20 protein-coding genes and 2 pseudogenes are annotated in these 21,069 nt (G+C 69.6%); 4 read left to right on the top strand and 18 right to left on the bottom strand.

Annotated elements, in window-relative coordinates; all coding sequences use genetic code 11:
- Window positions 1-182: 182 nt before the first annotated feature.
- The 5 genes from WBK50_RS34865 to WBK50_RS34845 all read right to left on the bottom strand — a co-directional run bounded on the left by WBK50_RS34865 (window position 183) and on the right by WBK50_RS34845 (window position 3,652).
- The gene (locus WBK50_RS34865; protein WP_341340016.1) at window positions 183-347 is read right to left on the bottom strand and encodes a hypothetical protein; all 165 of its coding nucleotides are present in this window, start codon (window positions 345-347) and stop codon (window positions 183-185) included.
- Window positions 310-444, bottom strand: a complete 135-nt coding sequence (locus WBK50_RS34860) for a fumarylacetoacetate hydrolase family protein (RefSeq protein WP_341340007.1) — start codon at window positions 442-444, stop codon at window positions 310-312. Before WBK50_RS34860 ends, WBK50_RS34865 begins: the two co-directional genes overlap by 38 nt.
- A 410-nt stretch (window positions 445-854) precedes the next feature.
- Window positions 855-1,316 (bottom strand): nucleotidyl transferase AbiEii/AbiGii toxin family protein, encoded by a 462-nt coding sequence (locus WBK50_RS34855; RefSeq protein WP_341340006.1) that lies wholly within the window; start codon window positions 1,314-1,316, stop codon window positions 855-857.
- A gap of 45 nt (window positions 1,317-1,361) precedes the next feature.
- Window positions 1,362-2,348, bottom strand: coding sequence for a type IV toxin-antitoxin system AbiEi family antitoxin domain-containing protein (locus WBK50_RS34850; protein WP_341340005.1), 987 nt, complete (start codon window positions 2,346-2,348; stop codon window positions 1,362-1,364).
- A gap of 446 nt (window positions 2,349-2,794) precedes the next feature.
- Window positions 2,795-3,652: a hypothetical protein gene (locus WBK50_RS34845; RefSeq protein ID WP_341340004.1), complete on the bottom strand. Its 858-nt coding sequence runs from the start codon at window positions 3,650-3,652 to the stop codon at window positions 2,795-2,797.
- A 209-nt stretch (window positions 3,653-3,861) separates the two neighbouring features.
- On the opposite strand from WBK50_RS34845, the pseudogene WBK50_RS34840 reads away from it, so the two are divergent.
- Window positions 3,862-4,338 (top strand): annotated as a pseudogene (locus tag WBK50_RS34840) (transposase); the annotation flags it as partial.
- Between the two features lie 250 nt (window positions 4,339-4,588).
- Here the strand turns inward: WBK50_RS34840 and WBK50_RS34835 are convergent.
- From WBK50_RS34835 to WBK50_RS34775, 13 genes and pseudogenes are all read right to left on the bottom strand, one after another.
- Window positions 4,589-5,062, bottom strand: a complete 474-nt coding sequence (locus WBK50_RS34835) for a (2Fe-2S)-binding protein (protein WP_341340003.1) — start codon at window positions 5,060-5,062, stop codon at window positions 4,589-4,591.
- Entirely contained in the window at window positions 5,059-5,940 is an 882-nt protein-coding gene (locus tag WBK50_RS34830; RefSeq protein ID WP_341340002.1) for an FAD binding domain-containing protein, read from the bottom strand. The genes WBK50_RS34835 and WBK50_RS34830 overlap by 4 nt, the downstream gene beginning before the upstream one ends.
- Complete coding sequence (locus tag WBK50_RS34825; protein WP_341340001.1) at window positions 5,937-6,494, bottom strand: hypothetical protein; 558 nt, start codon at window positions 6,492-6,494, stop codon at window positions 5,937-5,939. The genes WBK50_RS34830 and WBK50_RS34825 overlap by 4 nt, the downstream gene beginning before the upstream one ends.
- Window positions 6,491-8,851, bottom strand: a complete 2,361-nt coding sequence (locus tag WBK50_RS34820; RefSeq protein ID WP_341340000.1) for a xanthine dehydrogenase family protein molybdopterin-binding subunit — start codon at window positions 8,849-8,851, stop codon at window positions 6,491-6,493. The genes WBK50_RS34825 and WBK50_RS34820 overlap by 4 nt, the downstream gene beginning before the upstream one ends.
- The gene (locus WBK50_RS34815) at window positions 8,845-9,954 is read right to left on the bottom strand and encodes a Xaa-Pro peptidase family protein (protein ID WP_341339999.1); all 1,110 of its coding nucleotides are present in this window, start codon (window positions 9,952-9,954) and stop codon (window positions 8,845-8,847) included. Before WBK50_RS34815 ends, WBK50_RS34820 begins: the two co-directional genes overlap by 7 nt.
- A 44-nt stretch (window positions 9,955-9,998) precedes the next feature.
- Window positions 9,999-11,003, bottom strand: coding sequence for an LLM class flavin-dependent oxidoreductase (locus WBK50_RS34810; protein ID WP_341339998.1), 1,005 nt, complete (start codon window positions 11,001-11,003; stop codon window positions 9,999-10,001).
- A complete protein-coding gene (locus WBK50_RS34805; protein ID WP_341339997.1) occupies window positions 11,000-12,109 on the bottom strand; it encodes an NAD/NADP octopine/nopaline dehydrogenase family protein in 1,110 nt (369 codons plus the stop codon). Before WBK50_RS34805 ends, WBK50_RS34810 begins: the two co-directional genes overlap by 4 nt.
- A 49-nt stretch (window positions 12,110-12,158) precedes the next feature.
- Window positions 12,159-13,313, bottom strand: coding sequence for a mandelate racemase/muconate lactonizing enzyme family protein (locus WBK50_RS34800; protein ID WP_341339996.1), 1,155 nt, complete (start codon window positions 13,311-13,313; stop codon window positions 12,159-12,161).
- Window positions 13,310-14,107 carry a FadR/GntR family transcriptional regulator gene (locus WBK50_RS34795; protein ID WP_341339995.1) on the bottom strand — a complete coding sequence of 266 codons (798 nt, stop codon included), beginning with the start codon at window positions 14,105-14,107 and terminating at the stop codon, window positions 13,310-13,312. Before WBK50_RS34795 ends, WBK50_RS34800 begins: the two co-directional genes overlap by 4 nt.
- A 90-nt stretch (window positions 14,108-14,197) precedes the next feature.
- Window positions 14,198-15,496 (bottom strand): MFS transporter, encoded by a 1,299-nt coding sequence (locus WBK50_RS34790; protein ID WP_341339994.1) that lies wholly within the window; start codon window positions 15,494-15,496, stop codon window positions 14,198-14,200.
- Between the two features lie 769 nt (window positions 15,497-16,265).
- Window positions 16,266-17,192 carry a LysR family transcriptional regulator gene (locus WBK50_RS34785; protein WP_341339993.1) on the bottom strand — a complete coding sequence of 309 codons (927 nt, stop codon included), beginning with the start codon at window positions 17,190-17,192 and terminating at the stop codon, window positions 16,266-16,268.
- A 213-nt stretch (window positions 17,193-17,405) separates the two neighbouring features.
- Window positions 17,406-17,744: pseudogene (locus WBK50_RS34780) on the bottom strand (DDE-type integrase/transposase/recombinase); the annotation flags it as partial.
- Between the two features lie 126 nt (window positions 17,745-17,870).
- Window positions 17,871-18,899: a LuxR C-terminal-related transcriptional regulator gene (locus tag WBK50_RS34775; protein ID WP_341339992.1), complete on the bottom strand. Its 1,029-nt coding sequence runs from the start codon at window positions 18,897-18,899 to the stop codon at window positions 17,871-17,873.
- 87 nt (window positions 18,900-18,986) lie between these two features.
- On the opposite strand from WBK50_RS34775, the gene WBK50_RS34770 reads away from it, so the two are divergent.
- The 3 genes from WBK50_RS34770 to WBK50_RS34765 all read left to right on the top strand — a co-directional run bounded on the left by WBK50_RS34770 (window position 18,987) and on the right by WBK50_RS34765 (window position 20,810).
- Entirely contained in the window at window positions 18,987-19,409 is a 423-nt protein-coding gene (locus tag WBK50_RS34770) for an ester cyclase (protein ID WP_341339991.1), read from the top strand.
- Window positions 19,410-19,890: 481 nt separating this feature from the next.
- A complete protein-coding gene (locus WBK50_RS35580) occupies window positions 19,891-20,271 on the top strand; it encodes a helix-turn-helix domain-containing protein (RefSeq protein ID WP_445942427.1) in 381 nt (126 codons plus the stop codon).
- Window positions 20,268-20,810, top strand: coding sequence for an IclR family transcriptional regulator domain-containing protein (locus WBK50_RS34765; RefSeq protein WP_445942430.1), 543 nt, complete (start codon window positions 20,268-20,270; stop codon window positions 20,808-20,810). Before WBK50_RS35580 ends, WBK50_RS34765 begins: the two co-directional genes overlap by 4 nt.
- Window positions 20,811-21,069: the final 259 nt, after the last annotated feature.

The raw sequence follows: 21,069 nt of genomic DNA, 5'->3' as shown, positions 1-21,069 counted from the left end.
TGGTTCGCGACCTGCGACGAGATCGCGCAGTCCTGGGTGGACGACGACCGCGACCGCGAGCTCATGGCCCTCCCGGACGTTCGTGGCGTCGAGCCGCCGCCTGCGGACTCCAACTGGGCGACGGCCTGATGCGGTAGCGGTCCGCGGGGCCCGCCCACCCGGGGCGGCTCCGCGGACCGCAGTCACGACTGCGCCTCCGAAGTCCTGCCCGTGCGCCGAACGTTCGCGTAGTCGCCGACCACGGGCCGTTCGGCGGCGACGAACGACTGCCGCATCTCACCGACCCCCTCGATCCAGCTTTCCAGCACGTCACCCGGCGCCAGGAAACGCTGCGGGCTGCGGCCCATCCCGACCCCGGCGGGTTCCGGTGAAGAGGAGGTCGCCGGGGAAAAGCGTCACCACCCGGGACAGTCGGGCGATCAGCTCGGGCACCGGGAAGATCATCCGAGGTGCGCGCAGCCTGCACCTCCGTCCCGTCGGGACGGGAGCCGATGGCGAGAGAGATCCTGCCCCACGGTTACTCCGGCGACGTGCAGCCCGGCCGTGGTCTCGATCCCCGCCAGGCACAGGCCGAACACCAGGTCGACGATCTCCGAAGCCGGCTCGATGTCCGCCTCGGCGAACGGCCGCGCCCGGCGATGTCGGACTGCACGACATGGGTCAGCAGGTCCGCCCGCGGGCTCCGGCGGCGCTCGGCCGGCAGCCCGGCCGACCGTCGTCCATGCAGCGGTGGCCCGTCTGCTTCGGCCTTGCGTGCAACGGCGGAGCCGTCCTCGCCACGCCCCCGCAGCTCGGCGATGCGGTGCAGCGACCAGCTCTGACGAGCAGGCGTGCTGCGAGCTGGCCGCGCAGCATCAGGTCGAGCTTGACCGTGCCGCTCTCGGCGTCGAGACACCGCGGCCGACGCTGCGGGCGATCGACGGCGGGCTGTCGGGCCCGGGTGGGATGGCGCCCGGATGAGCGAGCCCGAGGAGCGGTCGCCACGGGCGGCGGCCGAAGACGCCAAGGCGCGCCGTGACCTGCAGGACGAACCGGAGGTGGTCGTGAAGATCCAGGCGAGCAGCGCTGCGTAGCTCGTCGAGGGCGGTGTCGAGGGTGCCGGCGCTGCGGAACAGGTCGATATCGCGGCTGTGCCGCGCAGACCGGACCCGCGCCAGCAGCGCGGTGCCGCCTTTGAGGACCCAAGTCCCGTCCGGGACGTGGGTGAACAGACGGGCCAGGAACCGGTCGTAGACGAACTGGCGCGCCACGTTGTTGGTGGTCGCCCCGGTGAGCTTCGCCGTGTTCCTGCTGCGGGACTGCACCGCAGCCCACATAGCCTGGGGCGTGGCATACCCGGTCGGATGGGACACCGGCATGGCCTACTCATCCTCGCTGTTCGAACGGTCCGCTGCCCCGCGCGCGGCGCCAGGGTTCAGGAAGGCGCGCTTGGCCACCTCAGTGATCGGCGACACCTGCGATTCCAACGCCTTCCGGACGGGGGCTAGCTGGGCCTCACTCAGGGCGGCCAGGGGCGAGAGCCGGTCGAGCGCTTCCTGAATCGGCGCGAGTTGGTTCATCCTGAGCGCGGCCAGGGGTGAAAGCCGGTCGAGCGCCTCGCGGATAGGCGCGAGCTGGGCCTCTTGTAGGGCGGCCATCATTGCCGGGACCGGAACGTGGGCCGCGCGAGCGACGTCCGCAATCACGTCCGCGTCCGCTTGCTCGGCGACCCCGCCGATCTCTAGCAGGTGTCGTAGCAACGCGGAGCCGTCGCCGCGGGGGAGGCCGAACCGAGCTGCGTACGGGCCGATGCGGGTAGCGAGCGCGCCAGGGTCGATCTGCCGCGTCCGCACCGCGTCAGCGAGGACACCAGCCACGTGACCCCCGTCGTGGCCGTCTGCGAGGAGGTCGACGATCGTGCGGGTAGGCGTCGTGACGGGGAGCCCACGATGAAGGGTCACGTCCTCCTCGGGGAGGGTGCCGCGATGAAGCCGCAGGTCGGCTCGTCGGGTCTGCTTGCGGGTGGGGGCGGTGAACTCGTGGCGATCGGCGTCGAGGTCGCCGAGGTTGTAGAGGGCAGCAGCGGAGGCATGGGACACCACCGGTCCGCGGGGTCCGTCGTCGAGGCGGTCGCTGGCGAGCCGGGTGGGATCAAGGGTGAGCCACGCGGCCAGCAGCTCGAGGTTCTCGGTGCCCAGTGAGCCCCGCAGAGCGTAGACGCCGTGGCTGAGCCGGATCAGGACACCGGCCTTGCTCAGCCGCGACAGCTGTACGCGGCTGAGTCCTGCTGCGACGGCCTGGGGGGTGGTGACCAGGCCCCATTGGCCGGCCGCGATATCGGCGAGCACGATCTCCCCGTCACCCTTCATACTGCAATAGTAACACTCAGCGCGAAACTATCGCAGTAGCGGGATGGGCGCATATGAAACTACTGCAGCACTTGGCTCGTCAGGTCATCCGCGCCCAGGTCCACGGGGCGACGCCGGGCCGGCTTCTAACGGGTTGGTCGGTTCGTTCGCCGTGGAGTTCAGCGACGCGTCATGCCTGCCGGGTCTGCGGTCGCGGCTGCGACAGTTGATCCCGGCCGGGGACGGCCGGATCGACGCCGAGCTGGTGTGCACGGAACTGGTCATCAACGCCGTCGAGCACGCGGCCGCGCCGCGCAGGGTCCGGGTTGTCCTCGGTGCCGCGGATCTGCGGATCGAGGTCGAGGACGGCAGCCCGGACGAGCCGTTGACCCCAGGGCGGAGGATGAACACGCCAGCGGTCGCGCAGACGGCGACCGGCGGGGTAGACGCGTCCGACGATCCGGGGGTCAGGCGGCGGGGATCTCGAACTCGTAGCCGGCTCCAGCGTAGGTCGACTGGCCGAAGATCAGCCAGCCCGCTGAGTTCGAGATGTCGACGTACTTCGTGCCGGTGTAGGCCCGACCGGGCTTGAGGTCGCTGAACGGCGACTCTTCGCCGGTGCAGTAGAAGGCGACCAGGGTGTCGACCTTGTCCAGCGCGGTCCCGTCGGCCGCCACGAAGTCGTACTGCTGGGACGAGCCCGCGTAGTAACCGGGCTGGGCGCTGTCGTACGCGGGAGTGTTCTCGATCTTCATGTCGACCGCGAAGAATCTGCCGTTCTTCGGCTTTGCGGGGATGCTCTGCCCCTGGTCGCCGATCGCCTTGCCCTTGCATGCTGTGACAGGCCGGATCGCGGTCACCGTCACGTACTGGCCAGGCTGCGGTGCCTGCGGCGGACCCCACAACTCGATCCGCTGGCCGACCTGGGCGGGCATTGCGCCGCGGTCGGTCAACCCGCTGCTCTCAGCCGCGTTGGCCTCGCTCTCGCCCGCGGCGGCGCCTTCGCCGCCCGCCGGGTAGCCGTCGCCTGGTGTGGGGTCGGCGGTCGCCAGCACATCGCAGTTGTCCAGGGCCAGCGCGACGACCTTCTCGTTACCGAACGAGGAAGGGTTGGCCTGAGCCTGGTCCTTCATCCCGCAGATCGCCTTCCCGGCGAAGATGATCCCGTTGTCGTTGACGCTCGCGTTGTCGCCGTCCGACAGCTCGCCGCGGACGTCAGCGACGTACTCAGCGATCGGATCGCCGCCCGAGCACGCCCCGACCGTCAGAGCCATCAGGGCGCCGACGGCGGTGGCGGCGAGGATGCGCGCGGGCGTACGAACCATTGAGCTGCTCCGTTTGGTCGAGGGTCTCGACTTCTAATCGCGACCGCGGCACAACTCGTCACAGGATCGGACCCGGATCCCCAGAAGTGATGAACCGGTCACCGGATCAACGTGAACGGGGCGTGGGCGCGGCGGATGCCGGTCTTCCCTACCGGCCCCGCCGCGTGCGGGACGCTACCCGCTGTCGAACCTACGTTCGAATCGGGTTCGATCCTGACACCGGCGAGCGGGCCCGGTTCTCCTCGGCGAGCTTGCAGGCCTGGTGCCGCAAGACCGGAGAAGATCAGCGAGGTGTTGCCGCCGCTCTATCTGCACGGGCTGTCCTCGGGTGACTTCGTGCCCGCGCTCGGGCAGTTCCTCGGCAGCTCGGCCGGGTTGTCGGCGTCGGTGATCACGAAGCTGACCGAGACGTGAAAAGCCGAGCAGCGCACCTTTTCGCAGCGGGATCTGTCGCACGTGGACTACGTCTACGTGTCGGCCGATGGGATCCACGTCAACATCCGCCTCGAAGAGCACAAGCTGTGCCTGCTGGTCATGATCGGTGTCCGGCTGATGGCCGGAAGGAGCTCGTCGCGCTCGCCGACGGCGATCGGGAATCGGTCGAGTCCTCGGCGGATCTGCTGCGTGACTGCGCGCGGCGCCGGATACGTGCCCCGATGCTGGCGGTCGGGGATGGCGCGCTCGGTGGCGGGCGGTCAACGCACCCCACCTCGTCGCGCTCGTCCGCGCCCGCGCGCTGTTCGAGGCCGGCAAGCTCGTCGAACGGCCCGACGAACACCTACAACCCGAAGCCGCCTAAAAGATCGATCTTCATCCACAAGTATTGACGATTGCTCCGCGCCCTTGGACAGGAAGAACTTACCTTCATAGTCGAAGGACGACGCCGGCACTGGTCGGCGGTTCCGCAGGCGGTTCTGCCGTCGTGTTGATCGAAGGTCACCCCTTCCGCGCAGCCTCTCGGACTGCGCACACAATGCCCTCGTATCCCGTGCAGCGGCACAGGTTGCCGCTGATGAGTCCCCTGATCTGCGCATCGTCCATCCCCTCGACGTGGTCGAGGACGGGCTCGACAGACATCAGGAAGCCCGGGGTGCAGAACCCGCACTGGAGCCCCTGCGCGGCGTGGAACGCCTCCTGCAGCGGGTGGAGCGCACCGTCGCGCTCCGCCGAGAGCGCCTCCACCGTGCGGACCTCACGGCCGTCCAGCTGCACGGCGAACAGCAGGCAGGAACGCACAGCGGCGCCGTCCACCTGCACGGTGCAGGATCCGCACACGCCGTGCTCGCAGCCGACATGGGTACCGGTCAACCGGGCCTCGTGGCGGATGAAGTCGGAGAGCAGCATGCGTGGCTCCACGACGCGCTCGACAACGGCACCGTTGATCGTCACCGTGATCCGGACCCTGGTCATGATGGCGCCCCTTCCCGGGCCCTGTCCCGCGCGGTGAGCAGGCTCCTGGCCACGAGCGACTCGATGAGACCGCGGCGGTACCCGCCGCTGGCGTGGAGGTCGGACGTCGGATGCAGGTCCTGCACGGCATGCGCCGCGCTGCGAGCCGCGCTCTCCGCCGTCACCGGCCGTCCGACGAGCTCGGCCTCGGCCCGGGTCGCCCGGATCGGAGTCGGCGCCGCCCCGAGGAGGGCGATGGACGTCCGTGCACACACCCCGCCGGGCCCGAGCGACACCGTGACGGCGCACCCCGCCAGCGCGAAGTCCCCGTGGCGGCGCGAGAACTCGTCGAACCGGCAACCCGTACCGGGCGGGAGCGCCGGCACCACGGCTTCCACCAACAGCTCGTCGGGCTCCAACGACGTCTGCAGCTGGCCGACGAAGAACTCCGACCACTGCATTTCCCGGACACCCGACAGGGAGCGCACGACGAAGGTGGCGTCCAGCGCGGCCAGCGCGACGGGGAGCTCGGCCGTGGGATCCGCGTGGGCCAGGGAGCCGCCCACCGTGCCCGCGTTGCGGATCTGCGGATGTCCGACCAGGCGAACCGCTTCGGTCAGCAGCGGCCAATGCCGTTCGACCAGCGGCGACTCCTCCAGCACGGCGTGGCGGGTCAGAGCCCCGATACGCAGCCGCGACCCGTCACGGCGGAGGTGGCTCAGCTCGGCCAGCCCGTTGATGTCGACGAGCACGGCCGGCCGGGCGAGTCGGAAGTTCATCAACGGCACCAGGCTCTGACCGCCAGCCAGGACCTTGGCCTCCTCGCCCTCGGCGGCGAGCAGCGTCAAGGCCTGCTCCAGGCTACGTGGCTTCTCGTAGCGGAACGGCGCGGGCTTCATATGCGCTCCCCTGCATCCGGCCGGCCCCGGCGCCGGGAGATGGCGCGTCGGCGGCGGGCAACGACCATGGCCAGCAGTGCCGCGGTCAGCACCGTGGCCGCCGTGGCGAGACGCCGCGACGGCTGCTCCCGCTCGCCACGGGCCCGCGCCTCGACGACGCCCGCGATCTGCGCGGCCAGCGCCGCACCGAGCCGGGGATCCGCGGGAACCCCGGCCACGAGGACCTGTGGTTGCACGCGGAAGGCGCAGGAGGCACCGGTCCCGCTCAGGCCGACCTGCAGTTGCATCCTTGTGATCGTGCCGGTAGGCGGAGCCGACCCCGTGAACGACAGCGTCGCGACGTGCCGGTCCGCATCGGTGTCCACGACGTGGAGGAAACCGCGGCACGGCGACCCGCCGTCGCGGGTCGGCAGTGTCAGCGGAACCCGCGGCCGTACTGCCGCTGCGTCCTCCCCCGTACCGGTCAGCAACCCCGGCCGGCCCTGCGCCGCGAGGATGACCTGCCAGGCCGACGCCAGCGGTGCGGCAAGGGAGTGCTCGTGGACGTCGGTCATGCGGACGCTCCCTGAACGGCGTCGAGCGGAGCCGTCCGGTTCGAGCCGAGCCGCGAGCGCGCAGCGGCGCGGGCCCAGTCGAGCCCGACGGGCAGGCTGTTGCACTCGGCGCCCAGCGCGTTCGCGACGGCGTTCGCCACCGCCGCACCGGGAGCGAGCGTGCCGCTCTCCCCCACGCCCTTCGCCCCGGTGGGCGAGTCGGGGACCGGCACCGCGAGGTGATGGAGCTCGACCGGGATGAACTCGCCGGCGGTGGGCACGAGGTAGTCCATGAGCGAGGTCGTCATCGGCTGTCCCTCACCGTCGTAGACGAAGGACTCGAAGAGTGCACCGGCGAGGCCCTGGGCGACGGCGCCGCGCACCTGCCCGTCCGCCACCAGCGGGTTGATCACCCGTCCGCAGTCCTCCGCCACGATGTAGCGGTCGAGGCGGACCCGTCCGGACGCGGGGTCGACCTCGACGATGCACGCGTGGACCCCGTACGGGTAGACGACCTGCGGGGGGTCAAAGCGGCGGGTCAGCGCGTAGCGCCCGGCCGGGGCCCGCGCGACAACCTCGCCCACCTCGACCGCGTTCCCGGGTGAACCGATCACCCGCACCCGGCCGTCCACGACCTCGACGTCGTCGACCGCGATCTCCATGAGTTCGGAGGCGTCCTCGCGCAGTCGCCGCACGATCTCCTGGCACGTCAGCACGATGGCGCCGCCGCCGGACACGGCGCTGCGGCTGGCGAACGTCCCGTTGCCGTTCAGACCGGCGACGGCGGTGTCGACGGGCGCCACCGTCACGCGCTCCATCGGGATGCCCAGCTCGTCGGCGGCCAGCTGCGCGAACGTCGTGGCCAGCCCCTGCCCCGCGGCGGGCAGCGTGGTCCACACCGTCGCGGCACCGTCGTCTGCCAGCGTGACATGGGCTTCGTCGAAGCCCGCCAGCCCGCGCATCCCCCGCCGCGCGAACACCGCGGAGCCGACTGCGCAGTACTCGACGTACGCGGCGACGCCCAGGCCGAGGAGCCGCCCCTCGCGGAGCGCCTCCCGCTGCACCGCCGCGAATCCGGGATAGTCGACGGCGGCCAGCGCAGCGTCGAGCGCAGCGGCGTAGTCGCCGCTGTCGTACCGCTGCCCGGTGATGGAGAGGTAGGGCATGTCGGCGGCGGCGATGAGGTTCCGCCGCCGGACCTCGACCCGGTCCACACCCGTGGCTGCCGCGATGAGGTCCATCACTCGCTCGTGCACGAACGTCGCCACCGGCAGGCCGACCCCGCGATACGCACCCTCCGGGCACTTGTTGGTGGCGACGGCACGGCTGCGGAACCGGTAGGCGTCGAGCCGGTAGGGACCAGGGATCATCGACGGGGTGCCCATGGCCTCGAGCAGGTGCCCGTGCGCGAACACCCCGTAGGCGCCGATGTCGCAGACGATGTCGACATCCAGGGCCAGCAGCCGCCCGTCGCCGTCGGCAGCGAGCCGGACATTGATGAGCTGGTCGCGGGCGTGACAGGCCGAGGTCAGGTTGTCGGCCCGGTCTTCGATCCATTTGACCGGCCGGCCGAGGCGTAGCGCGAGCGCGGCGGCGGCGATCTCCTCGGGGTACACGTGCGCCTTGAGGCCGAACCCACCGCCGACGTCCGGGCAGACCACGCTGACGTCGGCGGTGGCGATCCCGAGATACTCGGCGATCGCGCGGTGCAGCATGTGCGGGCTCTGGGTCGAGGCGTGCACGCGCAGCCCGCCCGCGTGCGGCTCCACCAGAATGCCCCGCGGCTCCATCGGCACAGCTGTCTGCCGGGGCGAGCGCAGCCGGCGCTCGATAACGACGGCGGCCTCGCCGAAAGCCGCGTCGACAGGTCCGTCCTCGAAGGTGTGCTCGTAGAGGACGTTCGTCGCGTGTGGCTGGTGCAACAGAGCAGGGGCGCGCGTCGCGGACTCCAGCGGGTCGACGACGGCCGGGAGCGCTGCGGCGTCGAGCTCCACCAGCTCTGCGGCGTCCTCGGCGACGTACGGGTCGACGGCGACCACCACGGCGTAGGGCTCCCCGACGAACCGCAGAAGCCGGTCGGCGAGGACCGGCCTGCCGATCTCGACCGCGCTCGCGTTGTCCAGCGGCGGGGTCAGGTCCGGCAGGCCCAGGTCGCCGGCAAGGACGACGTCGACCACCCCGTCGAGCGCGGCGGCCTCCGCCGTCCGCACCTCGCGGACGGCGGCGTGCGCGTACGGACTGCGAACGAACCGTAGGTGCAGCAGGCCGTCGACCTGCAGGTCGTCGACGAAGGTGCCGGCGCCACGCAGCAACGCAGCGTCCTCCCGGCGCGCGACCGGCCGTCCGACATAGGTGTCGGTGCCGCGGTCGGTCAACACTCCACGAGCTCTCTCGCGAACCCGAGGGTGAGGTTCTCGTAGCCGTCCTCGGTGACCAGCAGGTTGTCCTCCAGGTGGTAGCCCTCCCGGCCGTCCACGAAGATCGGTTCGACAGCGAACACCATGCCCGGCTCCAGCACCGTGTCGGAATGCGCGGCGATGAACGGTTCCTCGTGCAGGCTCAGGCCCAGCCCGTGCCCGAGGAACCGGATGGCGGGCTCCATGGACCGCGCACCGAACTCCCGCACGAAGACGTCCCACACCTCGCGGGTGCTGACCCCCGGCCTGATGGTCTCGCGGATGACGTCGAAGACATCCTGCATCCGGGCCCACGTCCGGCGCTGGCGCTCGGAAGCCGAGCCGACCACCACGGACCGCCCCGTGTCCGACAGGTATCCCTCCTTGGTGACGAAGACGTCGAACTTCACCGGCTCTCCGGCGACGAACGGGGTGGGTCCCGGCGACGGGTTGGAGTAGATGCTGCGCTCGCCCGCCGCCACCTGGATCATGACGATCTTGTCGGCGCCCAGTGCAAGCGCCCGGTCGGCCACCAGCCGGTACGCCTCGCGCTCGGTCATCCCCGGCTTCAGCTCGGGATAGACGTCCATCTGCGCCCGCACCGCGATCCCGGCGGACTCCCGCAGCAGCGCGATCTCACGCTCCGTCTTGACCATCCGGGCCCGGGCGAACGCCCCCGCGGCCGGCCGCCAGTCCACCTTCGGGGCGAGGCGCTGCAGGTCCGCCCAGCGGTCCGCGGGGAACGCGTCGAGTTCGATACCGACCGCGCCGTCGACAACGCCGAGGTCCGACAGCATCGCGGCCAGCACGGCCATCGGGTCGTCGGCGAACTCGTCGTAGGGATAGAGGCGGTCGATGGAGCTGCGGTCGCGAGCCTCGTCCACCTCGTTGGCGGTGAGGAGCATCGCCGACTGCCCGTCGCTTGTGCACACCGTCACGAACTGGCGGTTGCGCATCCCCAGGCTCTGCGACGGGATGGTGTATCCGGCGCCGTAGGCGACGTTGTCCGGCGAATGGGCGACGAGGGCGTCGAGCCCGAACTCGAGCATGGCGATCTTCTGTCGTGTGGAGACTTCTCGGTCCACGGCACACTCCTTCTCGGAAACGGGGTCGCGATCGGCGTACGAGGTCAGCCCGCGGTCGTGAACGCGGGCGCGACCTCCTTCGCGAACCGGGTGAGGTTGCGGGCCGTCAGCTCGGCCGACGCCGAGGACACGAGCGAGACCGAGCGGGCGCCGCGTTCGAGGACGGCCGTGATCCGCTCCACGAGTCGGTCGGGGGTGTCGACGAGCACCACGCACTGCACGGACTCGTCGCTGACCGCGTCCGTGGCCTCGGCGGCACGACCATCCGCCAGCAGGCCGAGGACGCGCTCGAGGTTCTCCGGCTCCACACCGATCCGCAACATCGCCTCCGGCGGGCCGACCTGGATCATCCGCGCCACCCACGACCGGAAGCGGTCCAGCTCCGATCGCGGGTCGTCGGACACGACGACCACCTGCCACGACACCACGTCGACGGCGGTGCTGCGCCCCGACCGCTCGAGCCCGGATCGGACGCAACCGACGGCGTGCTCCATCCCGCCGCCGTTGAACAGCGACTCCACGAGCACGCCGTCCGCCGTCCGCCCGGCGAGCTCGAGCATCTTGGGCCCCCGCGCTCCGAGGTAGAGCGGGATCTGCCGGGTCACCTCGACGCCGAGGCGGACGTCCGGGGCGTCGTCGGCGAAGCTCACCGACTCGCCGCGCAGCAGCGCGGTCACCGCGGCGATCCCCTCCCGGACCCGACCCAGCGGACCTGCGGCCGGGAAGCCCATCGGACGCACCACGTGGTCGATGTTGCCGCTGCCCAGGCCGAGCGTGAGACGGTGCCCGGACAACTCGTCCAGGCTCGCCGCGACGCGCGCGATGTGAGCGCTGTGCCGGGTGAGCGGGGTGGTGATCCCGATGCCCACGCCGATCCGGTCGGTCGCGTGGGCGACCGCGGCGGCGAGGACGAACGGGTCGTGGAGGAAATCCTGGTCGGGGATCCACATCGTGCGGTACCCCAGGGACTCGCCCAGCCGGGCGAGGTCCACGGTATCGGCCAGGGGCGCGTTCGGCAGGAAGCAAAAGTCGAATGCCGGCCCCGTCACCGCATGCCCCCGGACTGCAGCAGGTCGTCCAGCTCGGCCGCGTCCACTCCGGCCAGCCCCATCCGTTCCATCGTGAGCCCCTCCTGTGCGTAGTCCCGCCCGGCCGTGGCCGACGCGATCGTCACCAGTGCGTCGATCGTGGGCGTCGACACGCCGACCAGGCGCGCCCAACCCGCCCACGGGACCAGCCCGAAACCGACGTCCTCGTGCACGTAGCGGTGGTCCATCGTCGAGGGCGCCCGGAACCACCAGTTGGCCTCGCTCGCCTGCAGACAGGCATGCGCGCTGCCGGTGGCCGCCGCCTCGGCCGTGGTGTAGCCGGCCTGGTGGAAGATCTCGGCGAAGGTCGGAACCGTGACGCCGAGCGCCTCGGCAATGGCGAGCCGTTCCCGGTCGACCTCGTCGATGACCCGCCCGACCGACTCCGTGGTTCCCTCACGGTAGAAGTAGAAGTCGCCCCGCGTGTGCTCGATCCAGCCGGTGTTCAGCAACACCTGCGCGGGGTGCTCGACCGCATTGATGTTGACCAGGCCCGTGTCGAGGACGCTGCCCCGCAGCGCAACAGCGGGATAGAGCTGCGCCACGACGGCGTGCAACTCCTCCCCGCCCTTGCCGGGGAAGGCGGCGAACGGCACCGCCGGGGCGACGTTGGAGATCGTCACACTGGTCGGGTCCTGCCGCCGGCAGGCGTAGGTCAGGGTGGACCCCTCGCACACGCACGGCTCGCCGCGGAACCCCGACCGTCGCAGCTCGGTGGTGAAGGCGAGCGCGCCGCCGGTGCCGCCGGGGTTGAGGAACACGGGCTGGCCGTCGCCCAGCACCCCAGCCAGCCCCGCCGCGTAGCCGGCCAGAGCAGTGGCCGGAACGACCAGCATCACCAGGTCGGCCCCGGCGACCGCCGCGCCGAGATCGTCGGTGAGCGTCGCGACCTCGGCGAGCCCGCTGCCTGCGGCACCGTCGATACGGATCCCACCGGCGCTCCGGATGGGCTCCAGGCTCTGCATGCGCCGGCTGTACAAGCGAACCTCGACACCGCGCAGGGTGAGGTCGGCTGCCGCGGCCAGGCCTCCGTTCCCGGCACCGAGCACCGCTACCGATGTGGGCATCCGGGCTCCCCGTTCCCCCGCGACATCCTTGTTCCGGGTCGGCCGCCGCTCACTCCGCGTACTTCCGGATCTTCTCGACGTCGACGTCCACCCCCAGGCCGGGGCCGTCGGGAAGCACGACCATGCCGTCGCGGAACCCGAACGGCTCGCTGACCACGTCGTCGACGTAGTACACGCCCGCGACGGTCGGGCCGTCGGTACCGTCCACGGTGGTCACCGGGCAGACACTCGGCAGCCAGGCGTTGCGGGTGGCGGCGGCGAGGTGCAGGTTGGCCGCGTTCCCGATGCCCATCTCGATCGATCCGCCAACATCGCTGTACATCCCGTACTGCGCCGCGATGTCGGCCTGCTGCCGCGCGCGGTACAGCCCGCCCGGCTTGGTGACGTAGAGCGAGTAGCAGGCTGCCGCGTCCATCGCGTGCAGCCGGACGATGTCGAGGGCGGTCCAGGCGGACTCGTCGGCCATCACCGGGACCGAGACGCCGGCCGCCACCTTGGCCATCGCGTCGTCGCCCGCCACGGGCTGCTCACAGAGCATGATGTCGAACTCCTGCTGCGCGTTGGTGACGGCGATCGCCTCGTGCACCGTGCGATAGCCCTCGTTGCCGTCGACCCGGATGCCGATGTCCGGACCGAGCGCCTCGCGCAGCCGGCCGACGATCTCGACATCGCGCTGCGCGTCGTGGCCTGTCTTGACCTTGATCGTGCGCGCGCCCTCCGCCACCGCTGCTTTGGCCTCCGCGAGGCACTCGTCCATCGGGAGCAGCCCGAGCGAGTGCGCGAGCTGTACGCCGTCGCGGAACTTGCCGCCCAACAGCGCCCACACCGGCTTGCCGAGTCCCTTACCCGCCGCGTCATAGCAGGCGATGTCCAGGGCCGCCTTTGCGTACGGGTTGCCCTTGACCACCGCGTCCATCCGATCGTGGACCACCGCAATGTCGAGCGGATCGCACCCGGTGATAGCGGGCAGCAGGTAGTCCTCACCAAGGTGGACGACCGTCTCCGGCGTCTCGCCGTAATGCACACCGCCCGGACCGCCCCAGGTGGCCATGGCAGGGGCCTCACCCCATCCGCTGACCCCCTCGTCCGTATCGATCCGGACAAGCGCATGCCGCCCGATCGACACCCGCGTGTTGGACGCCCAGGTGTGCTGTCGCCGGAGCGGAAGGGTCACGATGAAAAACTCACCGCCGGTAATCCTCATTGCGAGGGTGCTCCCTTGATCTCGTTATTGTCGTCCGCTGGATGGATCGCTTCATGTGTGGCTCCGGCGTCCCCGCCGAGACGCTGGAACAGATCGCCGCTCGTCAGCGTCCTGCGGGTCGACTCCAAGTGACGTGCCGCCGTCGACCTGGCTTTCGTCCCGCTACCGCTGCGGATCGCCTTGACGATCGCGTCGTGCTCCCTGACGGACCGGCTCGCACGCTGATCGAGAGAGAAGAGAGCGTTACGCGACTGCTCGAAGAGCTTGTTGAGCTCCTCGAGCAGGTCCAGGAGCAGCGAGCTGCCGCTCGCCCGCGCGATAGCGACGTGAAACGCCACGTCGGAGTCGATGAGCTCATCCATCGCTGCCGCTGGATTTCGTGCCGCAACCCGGAACCGCTCCTGAGCTTCCTCGATGGCCGCGAGCGCCGGTTCATCCGCCTTCGTCGCCGCTTCGGCCGCGGCGAGCTCGTCCAGAGCCCCTCGGACCTTCATCAGGTCAAGGACCTCGTCGCGGTGAACCTGTAGCCATCCGGCGAAGGGCGACTGGTAGCGCCCCCTCGGCCCCATCGCCACGAAACTGCCCCGCCCGTGGTGGATCTCGACGAGCCCCACAGCCTCCAGGGAGCGCAACGCCTCCCTGACGCTTACTCGGCTCACGCCGAGCGACGTCCCGAGCTCGCTCTCGGAGGGCAGCTTGTCGCCAGGTGCATATTCACCGTTCGTGATCGCCTCGAGGATCTGCTCCTTGACGGCGTGGGACCGTCCGGTCGACGACACGTTCTTGAAGCTCACCAAGACACCCTTGTCCTTTTGGGCGGAGGCAGTGGGAGAAGCCTCCCCTTCCTCGCACAGGCCGGAGCGAGTAGATCGGGACCGATGTCGTCAGTTGACCATCTCGGTTCCGACGGAACCCGCGTCCCTGATCGGGGCCGCGACAGCTGACGTGAGCCAGATGGTCGCGACGAACGACAGCACCGCGGTCGCCACCATGTACCAGCCGACTGAGGCGATGGTCCCCGTGCTGGCGACGAGCGCGGTTGCGGTGATTGGTGCGAGGGCGCTACCCACCACCGTGCCGAGCTGGTAGCCGAGCGAGAGGCCGGAGTACCCGACCCGCGTCTCATACACGCTTGCGAACAGGGCCGCCATCGTCCCGTAGGTGGCACTGTACGGAATGAATAGCAGGACGAACCCCAGCAGGGCGAGCAGGAAGTCGCCAGTGCCGAACAACCACAGCCACGGGAAGGCCATGAGGCCCATCCCCACGATTCCGATCATGAAGACCCGCTTGTGGCCGACGCGGTCGGAGATATGGGCGAACGTCGGCATAAGAACGAACGCCAGAATCTGCCCGAGCAGGACCACCAGCAGCATCTCGCTGAAGCTGAAGCCCACCTTCGTGGTGCCATAGCTGAGACTGAACACCGCCGCCAGGTAGACGGCTACGCCGGTCGATACGTAGGCGCCGGCGGTGAGCAGGACCTGCTTCTTGTGGTTCCGCAGGACACTCACGAGCGGCGCCGATTCCACCTGCGCCTTCGCCACCCGCTCGAACGCTGGGCTCTCCTCCAGCGAGAGGCGGATGACGATACCAACGACAACCAGAATGAAGCTGGCCAAGAACGGAATACGCCACGCCCAGGCGAGGAGCTGCTCCTGGGAGACCTGCGAGGTGATCACGAGGAAGACCGCGTTGGAGATGATGAGCCCGGCGGGCGAGCCCGACTGCACCCAGCTTCCGTACAACCCCCGGCGATTCGGAGGAGCGTGCTCGACCGTCATCAGGACCGCCCCGCCGTACTCCCCACCGACGGACAGCCCCTGCACGACGCGAAGCAGCACGAGCAAGATCGGCGCGGCGACACCGATGGTCTCGTAGGTCGGAAGCAGACCGATCGCGCCGGTCGCCACCCCCATCATCATCAGCGTGATGACCAACATGGGTTTGCGACCGAGCCGATCGCCGAAATGCCCGAAGATGATCCCGCCCAGCGGCCGCGCCAGGAAGGCGACGCCAAAAGTCGCGAACGACAACAGCGTGCCCACGAGTGGGTCGTACGACGGGAAGAACAGCTTGCTGAAGATCAGCGCGCTCGCCGTCCCATAGAGGAAGAAGTCGTACCATTCGATGGTCGTGCCGATGAAGCTACCCAAAGTAACTTTCCGTGAGCTTCCGGTCATCGCCCCTCCAGGGGATTAGCGCCACGGTCACTTGCCTGCCATTCAGGGGTGAGGTGGACCTTGCGTGATGCCGAATTACGCCGATCGGTAGGCAGAAGGTAACCAGCAACCAGTCGTCAGTCAACAGACGTAGGACAACTAGCAAGTTTGTTCGAGCTTCTCTCGAGGGCCACGCCGCCGTTCCGGTCGGGCGATGACGTCACACGTGGCGGATTGAACCGCTTAACCTCGTACCGCTGGATGGCTCGAGGGCCCGTTCTGCCTACGGAGCGGCTACTGCCCGGCCCGCTAGGCGATCCAGCAGTACGCCCCCGGTTGGAAGGGCTCGCCTCTCTACGAATCGCGCACCCGCACCCGCACCCGCAGCCGCACCGCCAGCGCCATCGGCTCAGGCTGCCGAGTCACCGCCAGAGCCGTACCACGCGGAGGGAGCAGAGCGTCGGGCAGGGGCCGGTGTGTCGCCGGATCTACCTGTCGATCTCGGCGAGGAGTTCGTACGCACAGCGAGGATCTCTAGAGCGGTGGGCGGCACCGGTGGCCGGTGCCCGGTGCCCGGTGCCCGGTGGACCACTGTGCTGGATGCCAACGAGATGGGGAGATAGATGGCCGTACGCAGTGCATTCGTTGCGCCGGCGGCGCTCTGGCTGGCGTCGATCGACAAGCGGCCACCCAGCACCATGAACGTCGACGCCGCTGATCAAACCGCCGAACTGCCAGTGGGACCCCTTATCTGCGGTTCGGGTGAGCGTCACGCATTGGACCGGTGAGTTCAGCCTTGGCCCGCCGTGCCCTGGTCGCGTTGGTGATCGCCCGCGGTCTGTCGCAGGGTCTCAACGAAGGAGCGCACTATGGACTGGGCTGGGGCTGCCTCTCGCAATACTGCATGGATCGCCCTGATCGGTTCCGGTCTGCGGATCTCGCGGATGAGCACGTCCGGATGCGGACTTTGCAGTCCTAGCCGAGGGATCAGGCTGATCCCGACACCAGCGGCGACGAACCCCTGTGCGGTGGCGTGGTCCTCGCTCTGCACCACGAAGCTCGGGCTGAAACCCGCCGCGGCGCACGCCTGGGACACGACCTCGAAGCAGGGGCCGATCGGCAGCTCGCTGCCCACCCATGGCTCGTCCCCGAGGTCGGCGAGTTCCACGACGGGCTTCCCTGCGAGGCGGTGCCCTCGGGGAAGCACGACGCGGTAGGGGTCGTCGAGCAGGTGCACGAGGCGGACGCCCTCAGCGAAACCGTGGGGTGGCCGGACGACGATCGCGAGATCGGCACGCCCCCGCATCACCTCCGGCAGCGGATCCTCGGGATCGGCCAGTTTCAGATCGACCTGCACGCCGGGGCGTTCGCGACGGAACGTGGCCAGCGCGGGCGCAACCAGACTCGCGCCCGCGGTGGCGAAGTAGCGGATGGTCAACCGCCCGGTGCGTCCGGCCTGTAGGTCGGCTAGTTCTGTCTCTGCCTCCGCGACGAACCTGCTGATGGTGTCGGCGTGTTTCGTGAGCAATAGGCCGGCTGCCGTCGGCTGCACGCCCCGACCCACGCGTTCGAGCAGCGCAATACCAGCCTGCTTCTCCAACGCCGCCACCTGTTGACTGACGGCTGATGGCGTGTAGCCGAGGTTGGCGGCAGCTGCCGTGACAGACCCACTGGTGACGACCGCTCTGAGTACCTGCATTCTCCGCACGTCCAGCATGTAGAAGAGGTTAACGGTCTACCTGAAATTCCGCACTTTTTCTGTCAGATTGCTTTGTGTACCCGCGCAGTCGCACGGACTCCATAGGGCGGGATAAGCGGTGAGGCGTGGTGATGGCGAGTTGATGCGGATGGATCTGCTAGGCGGCTCTAGTGTCCTGAGTCAGGAATTTGGACTGCCCAGACTTCAGTTGACTCCGGTTCGGTAGGTGGGTCAGGCCGCGTGAGCGGTGCTGAGCATTATCTCGAACTCGATAGGCGTGAGGCGGCCGAGAGTGGCGTTGGCGTCGGCGGCGGTGGTAGGTGGTCTCGATCCGCGTTGTCGGCGCAGGTTCCCACTCGGCCCATCGAGCCGCGTAGTTGCGCGTCGCGCAGAACGCGCTGGTAGGCGTGTGATCGGAACTAGCTGCGCCCGGTCGGAGTGCACGATCGCTGTCGCGGCGGGATCGCGTAGTGCGATGGCGTTGCGTAGCGCAGTGACGGCGAGTTCGGAGGTCATGCGGGCGTTGATGGAGTAGCCCACGATTCGTTTCGAGCAGGCGTCTTTGACTGCTGCGCTCGGCGGTCTACGTCAGCAACGCGCCCGACCTGGCCGGACCCGCGCTCACGCAGTGTCGCGGACGGGTTCAGCGATGTGTCGTCAACGAGGTGTTCGGCGAGCGGAGCCAGCATGCCCGGGCTAACCCCCGGCGAGTAGCCGTCCGACGAGGTCGCGACGGCTGCGCACGCCGACCTTGTCGAACACCGACTTGAGGTGGTCCTGCACCGTGTGCGCGGAGATGTGCAGCGTGTTCGCGATGGCCCTGGTGGAGTCGCCGCGCAGCACGTGCCGGGCGATGTCCAGCTCCCGCGCGGTGAGGCCGTAGGCGGCCAGCAGCACACCCAGCGTCGACTGCGGCTCGGCGGGCTCGATGACCACGGCGACGCGGGTCTCGGTGGGCGAGGACAGCTTGGAGGCGTGCAGGCTGAGCCAGCCGCCGGTCGCCGCGCGCACCCGAAGGCTCGGCGGCCGGTCGGCCGTCGCGAGGGCGGCGGCGACGGAGTACACGCCGACCGGCAGCGGCAGCCGGGTGGAGCCGTGCCCGATGAGCGGGAGCAGGGCGTCGGCCTCGGGGGTGCTGGCCACGAGCTCCATCTGCTCGTCGATCACCACGACGCCCGGGCGGCGCTCTGCGTCCGGGACGGGCCGGTGCAGCAGGACGGCCTGGCGCAGGGCGTGCGCGATGCGCGGGGCGAGGCGGCGGACGAGGTCGGCCTCGGCGGCGGTGAAGCCGAGCGCGCCGTCCTCGCGGTGCAGGCACAGATAGCCCCAGCAGTGGCCGCCGACGACCAACGCGGCGCGCAGCTCGTCGCCGAGGCCGACCGGGCGCATGATGTCGCGGTAGCGGGCGCTCTGGCCCCAGGCGCTTTGGGTGGCGGTGTCCAGCGACCGGACGTGCCCCGGGGCGCGCACCAGCTCCGGGAACGTGTTGACGTCGTGGCCGCTCAGCTCGTTGTCGAGGAACATCGGGGCCATCGCGATGAGCGGGTCCTCGCTGTGCGCGCCGGTGAACAGCAGGGTCTCCGGGTCGGCGGTCGCGAAGAACGCGGCGTCGATCGTCATCGCCCGGCGCAGTGCCGCCAGCACCTGCCGCTGCAGCTCGGTTACGTCGAGGCCGCTGCGGCAGACGCGCAGCACTCCGCGCTCGGCGCTGCCGATGTCGGCCACGCGTCCAGTGTCGCGGCAGCGGTCCGCCCGGGAAACCCCACTTAGTTGGGATGGTCGCCCCGACCGGGCGGCCGGACCCTTCTCGGTATGACCACCGATCAGCTCACCCGCAACAAGCACCTCGTCGAGAGCTTCATCCAGGAGCTCTTCACCAAGGGCGACCTCACGGCAGTCGACCGCTACGTCGCGCCCGACTTCGTCAACCACGACCCGCCGTTCCCCGGCGCGCCCGAGGGCGTCGAGGGCTTCCGCCAGGCAGGCCAGATCATGCGGGCTGCGGTGCCCGACTGGCGCAGCGAGGCCGACCACTACATCGCCGAAGGTGACCTCGTCGTCGAGTACTTCCACGCCTGGGGCACCCGCACCGGCGAGCTGTTCGGTGCGCCGCCCGACGGCAAGGTCCTGCGGCTGCGCGGAATCCACATCTTCCGCATCGCGAACGACAAGATCGTCGAACGGTGGGGGTGCCTCGATTTCATGGCCTTCAACGAACAGCTCACAGGCTCCTGATCAGCTCGACGACGAGATCGGCGCCCTCGCCCGCCCGAGCCGCCCGCCCGCGTCCTCGCCGGTCAAACCCCCGGATTCGGCCCTCACGCTGCCCTGACCGACCCGGGTCCGAGACAGCGTTACGGCGTCTGGGCAGAGCCGACCCCGGATGGGTCACGCCGCTGACGGAGATGATGGACCGCGAAGGCGGTGGGCGCCGCCGTGGCGGGCGGGGTCGTAGGTGACGCCGTCTTGCCAGCAGCCGACGGCACCCTGGTCGCCACCCCCGACACCCCTCTGACGACCTGATTCCAAGCCTGCTCGCCGCCTCCGACGTCCTCGGCACCGGCTGGTACGGCGCCGTCGCCGCCGAAGCGGGACTGCGCGGGGACGGTGGAGGCGGCGGGGTGAGCCAGTGGTCGAGGGCTCCGGTCGACTGGTCAGACATCGGGGTTCTCCTCCGCAGTTCGCGGGGTCGGGATGAGGCGCGGACCCACTGCTGATGCGGCGTCATCGGCCACCGAGATTCCCAGTACGTCCACGCCGAGCTCATTGCCGCTCGGCCCGGTGTGGCGGGGTCCCGTCCCGGCCATCCTCCGGAGCCGGCGGGTCTGGCCATAGACTCCGCCCCATGGCCGGGCCCCCCGACGTAGATCCATCCTCGGCAACCCCGTCTGGCCGGCCCTCCGCGGACAAGCGCTCAGTGCTGCAATCGGTCGAGCGGGCGGTCGCGGTCCTGCAGGCTCTTGCTACTCAACCGGACCCTCGGTCAATCGTCGATCTCGCTGCGAGCCTCGGGGTGGACCGCACGATCGTTCGTCGGATCCTCCGGACGTTGGAGGCCGAGGAGTTCGTCGAGCCCGCCCCGGGGGCGGCTACCTGATCGGCCCACGGGCGCTCGTCTTTGGCAATGCCTATCGCGAGAGGCTTTCCCTGCGCTCGGCCGCATTGCCGTATATGTCGGACTTCGTCCGCGCGCTAGGTGAGCGGCAGTTGATGGTTTCGATCGCCGCAGTCGTGCACCGGGAGCTACTCCTTGTCGACCAAGTGTGGAACCCCGGCATGAGCCTTGATCTCGTCTTCGACGTTGGCTCACGGTTTCCGGTCGGCGAGTCCGCCTCGGGTCGAGCCCTGCTCGCTTATATGTCTCGTGAAGAGATCGCCGATACGGTCGGGGCGGAGCAAGGTCGCAAGCTCGAGCCACGGCTGATCGCCATCCGGGCCGCGGGCGGCGTGGATTTCCAGCGTCGCCCCGATCAGCAGGGCCACTGCGCCATCGCCGCAGTCATCTTTCCGCGCTACGGCCGTCCTCGGAGCACGCTGGTGCTATCGGGGCTCGGACTGGAAGACGAGCTGTGCCCTGACTCACCCTCGGCGAGACAGGTGCGGCGGTACGCCGACCGCATCGGCGATCTGATCTAACGTCGATTGATGGCCTGTACGGCGATCTCCGGGACCAGTTGCGATCTCTTAAGGTCAGCTTCTTCGGAGGACAAAAAGTGATTATCAAGACCTGCCAGTTCGCCCACTCAGGTACCACGCACGGTTAGCACGATCACCTGCGCGATGCACTGAGCGCTCACCCCCCGCACACGTGATCATCCTGCCCGCGACCAGAGTAATGGCCCGGTCCTTCATCCCCGGCGCCCGCCGGTCGCCGCCCCGCGTGTCCCCCCGCCAG

The organism is Pseudonocardia sp. T1-2H (assembly GCF_038039215.1).
In the GTDB taxonomy this organism is placed as follows: domain Bacteria; phylum Actinomycetota; class Actinomycetes; order Mycobacteriales; family Pseudonocardiaceae; genus Pseudonocardia.
Note: the sequence above shows the minus strand (reverse complement) of the source record. Positions and strands in the feature narration are given on the sequence as shown.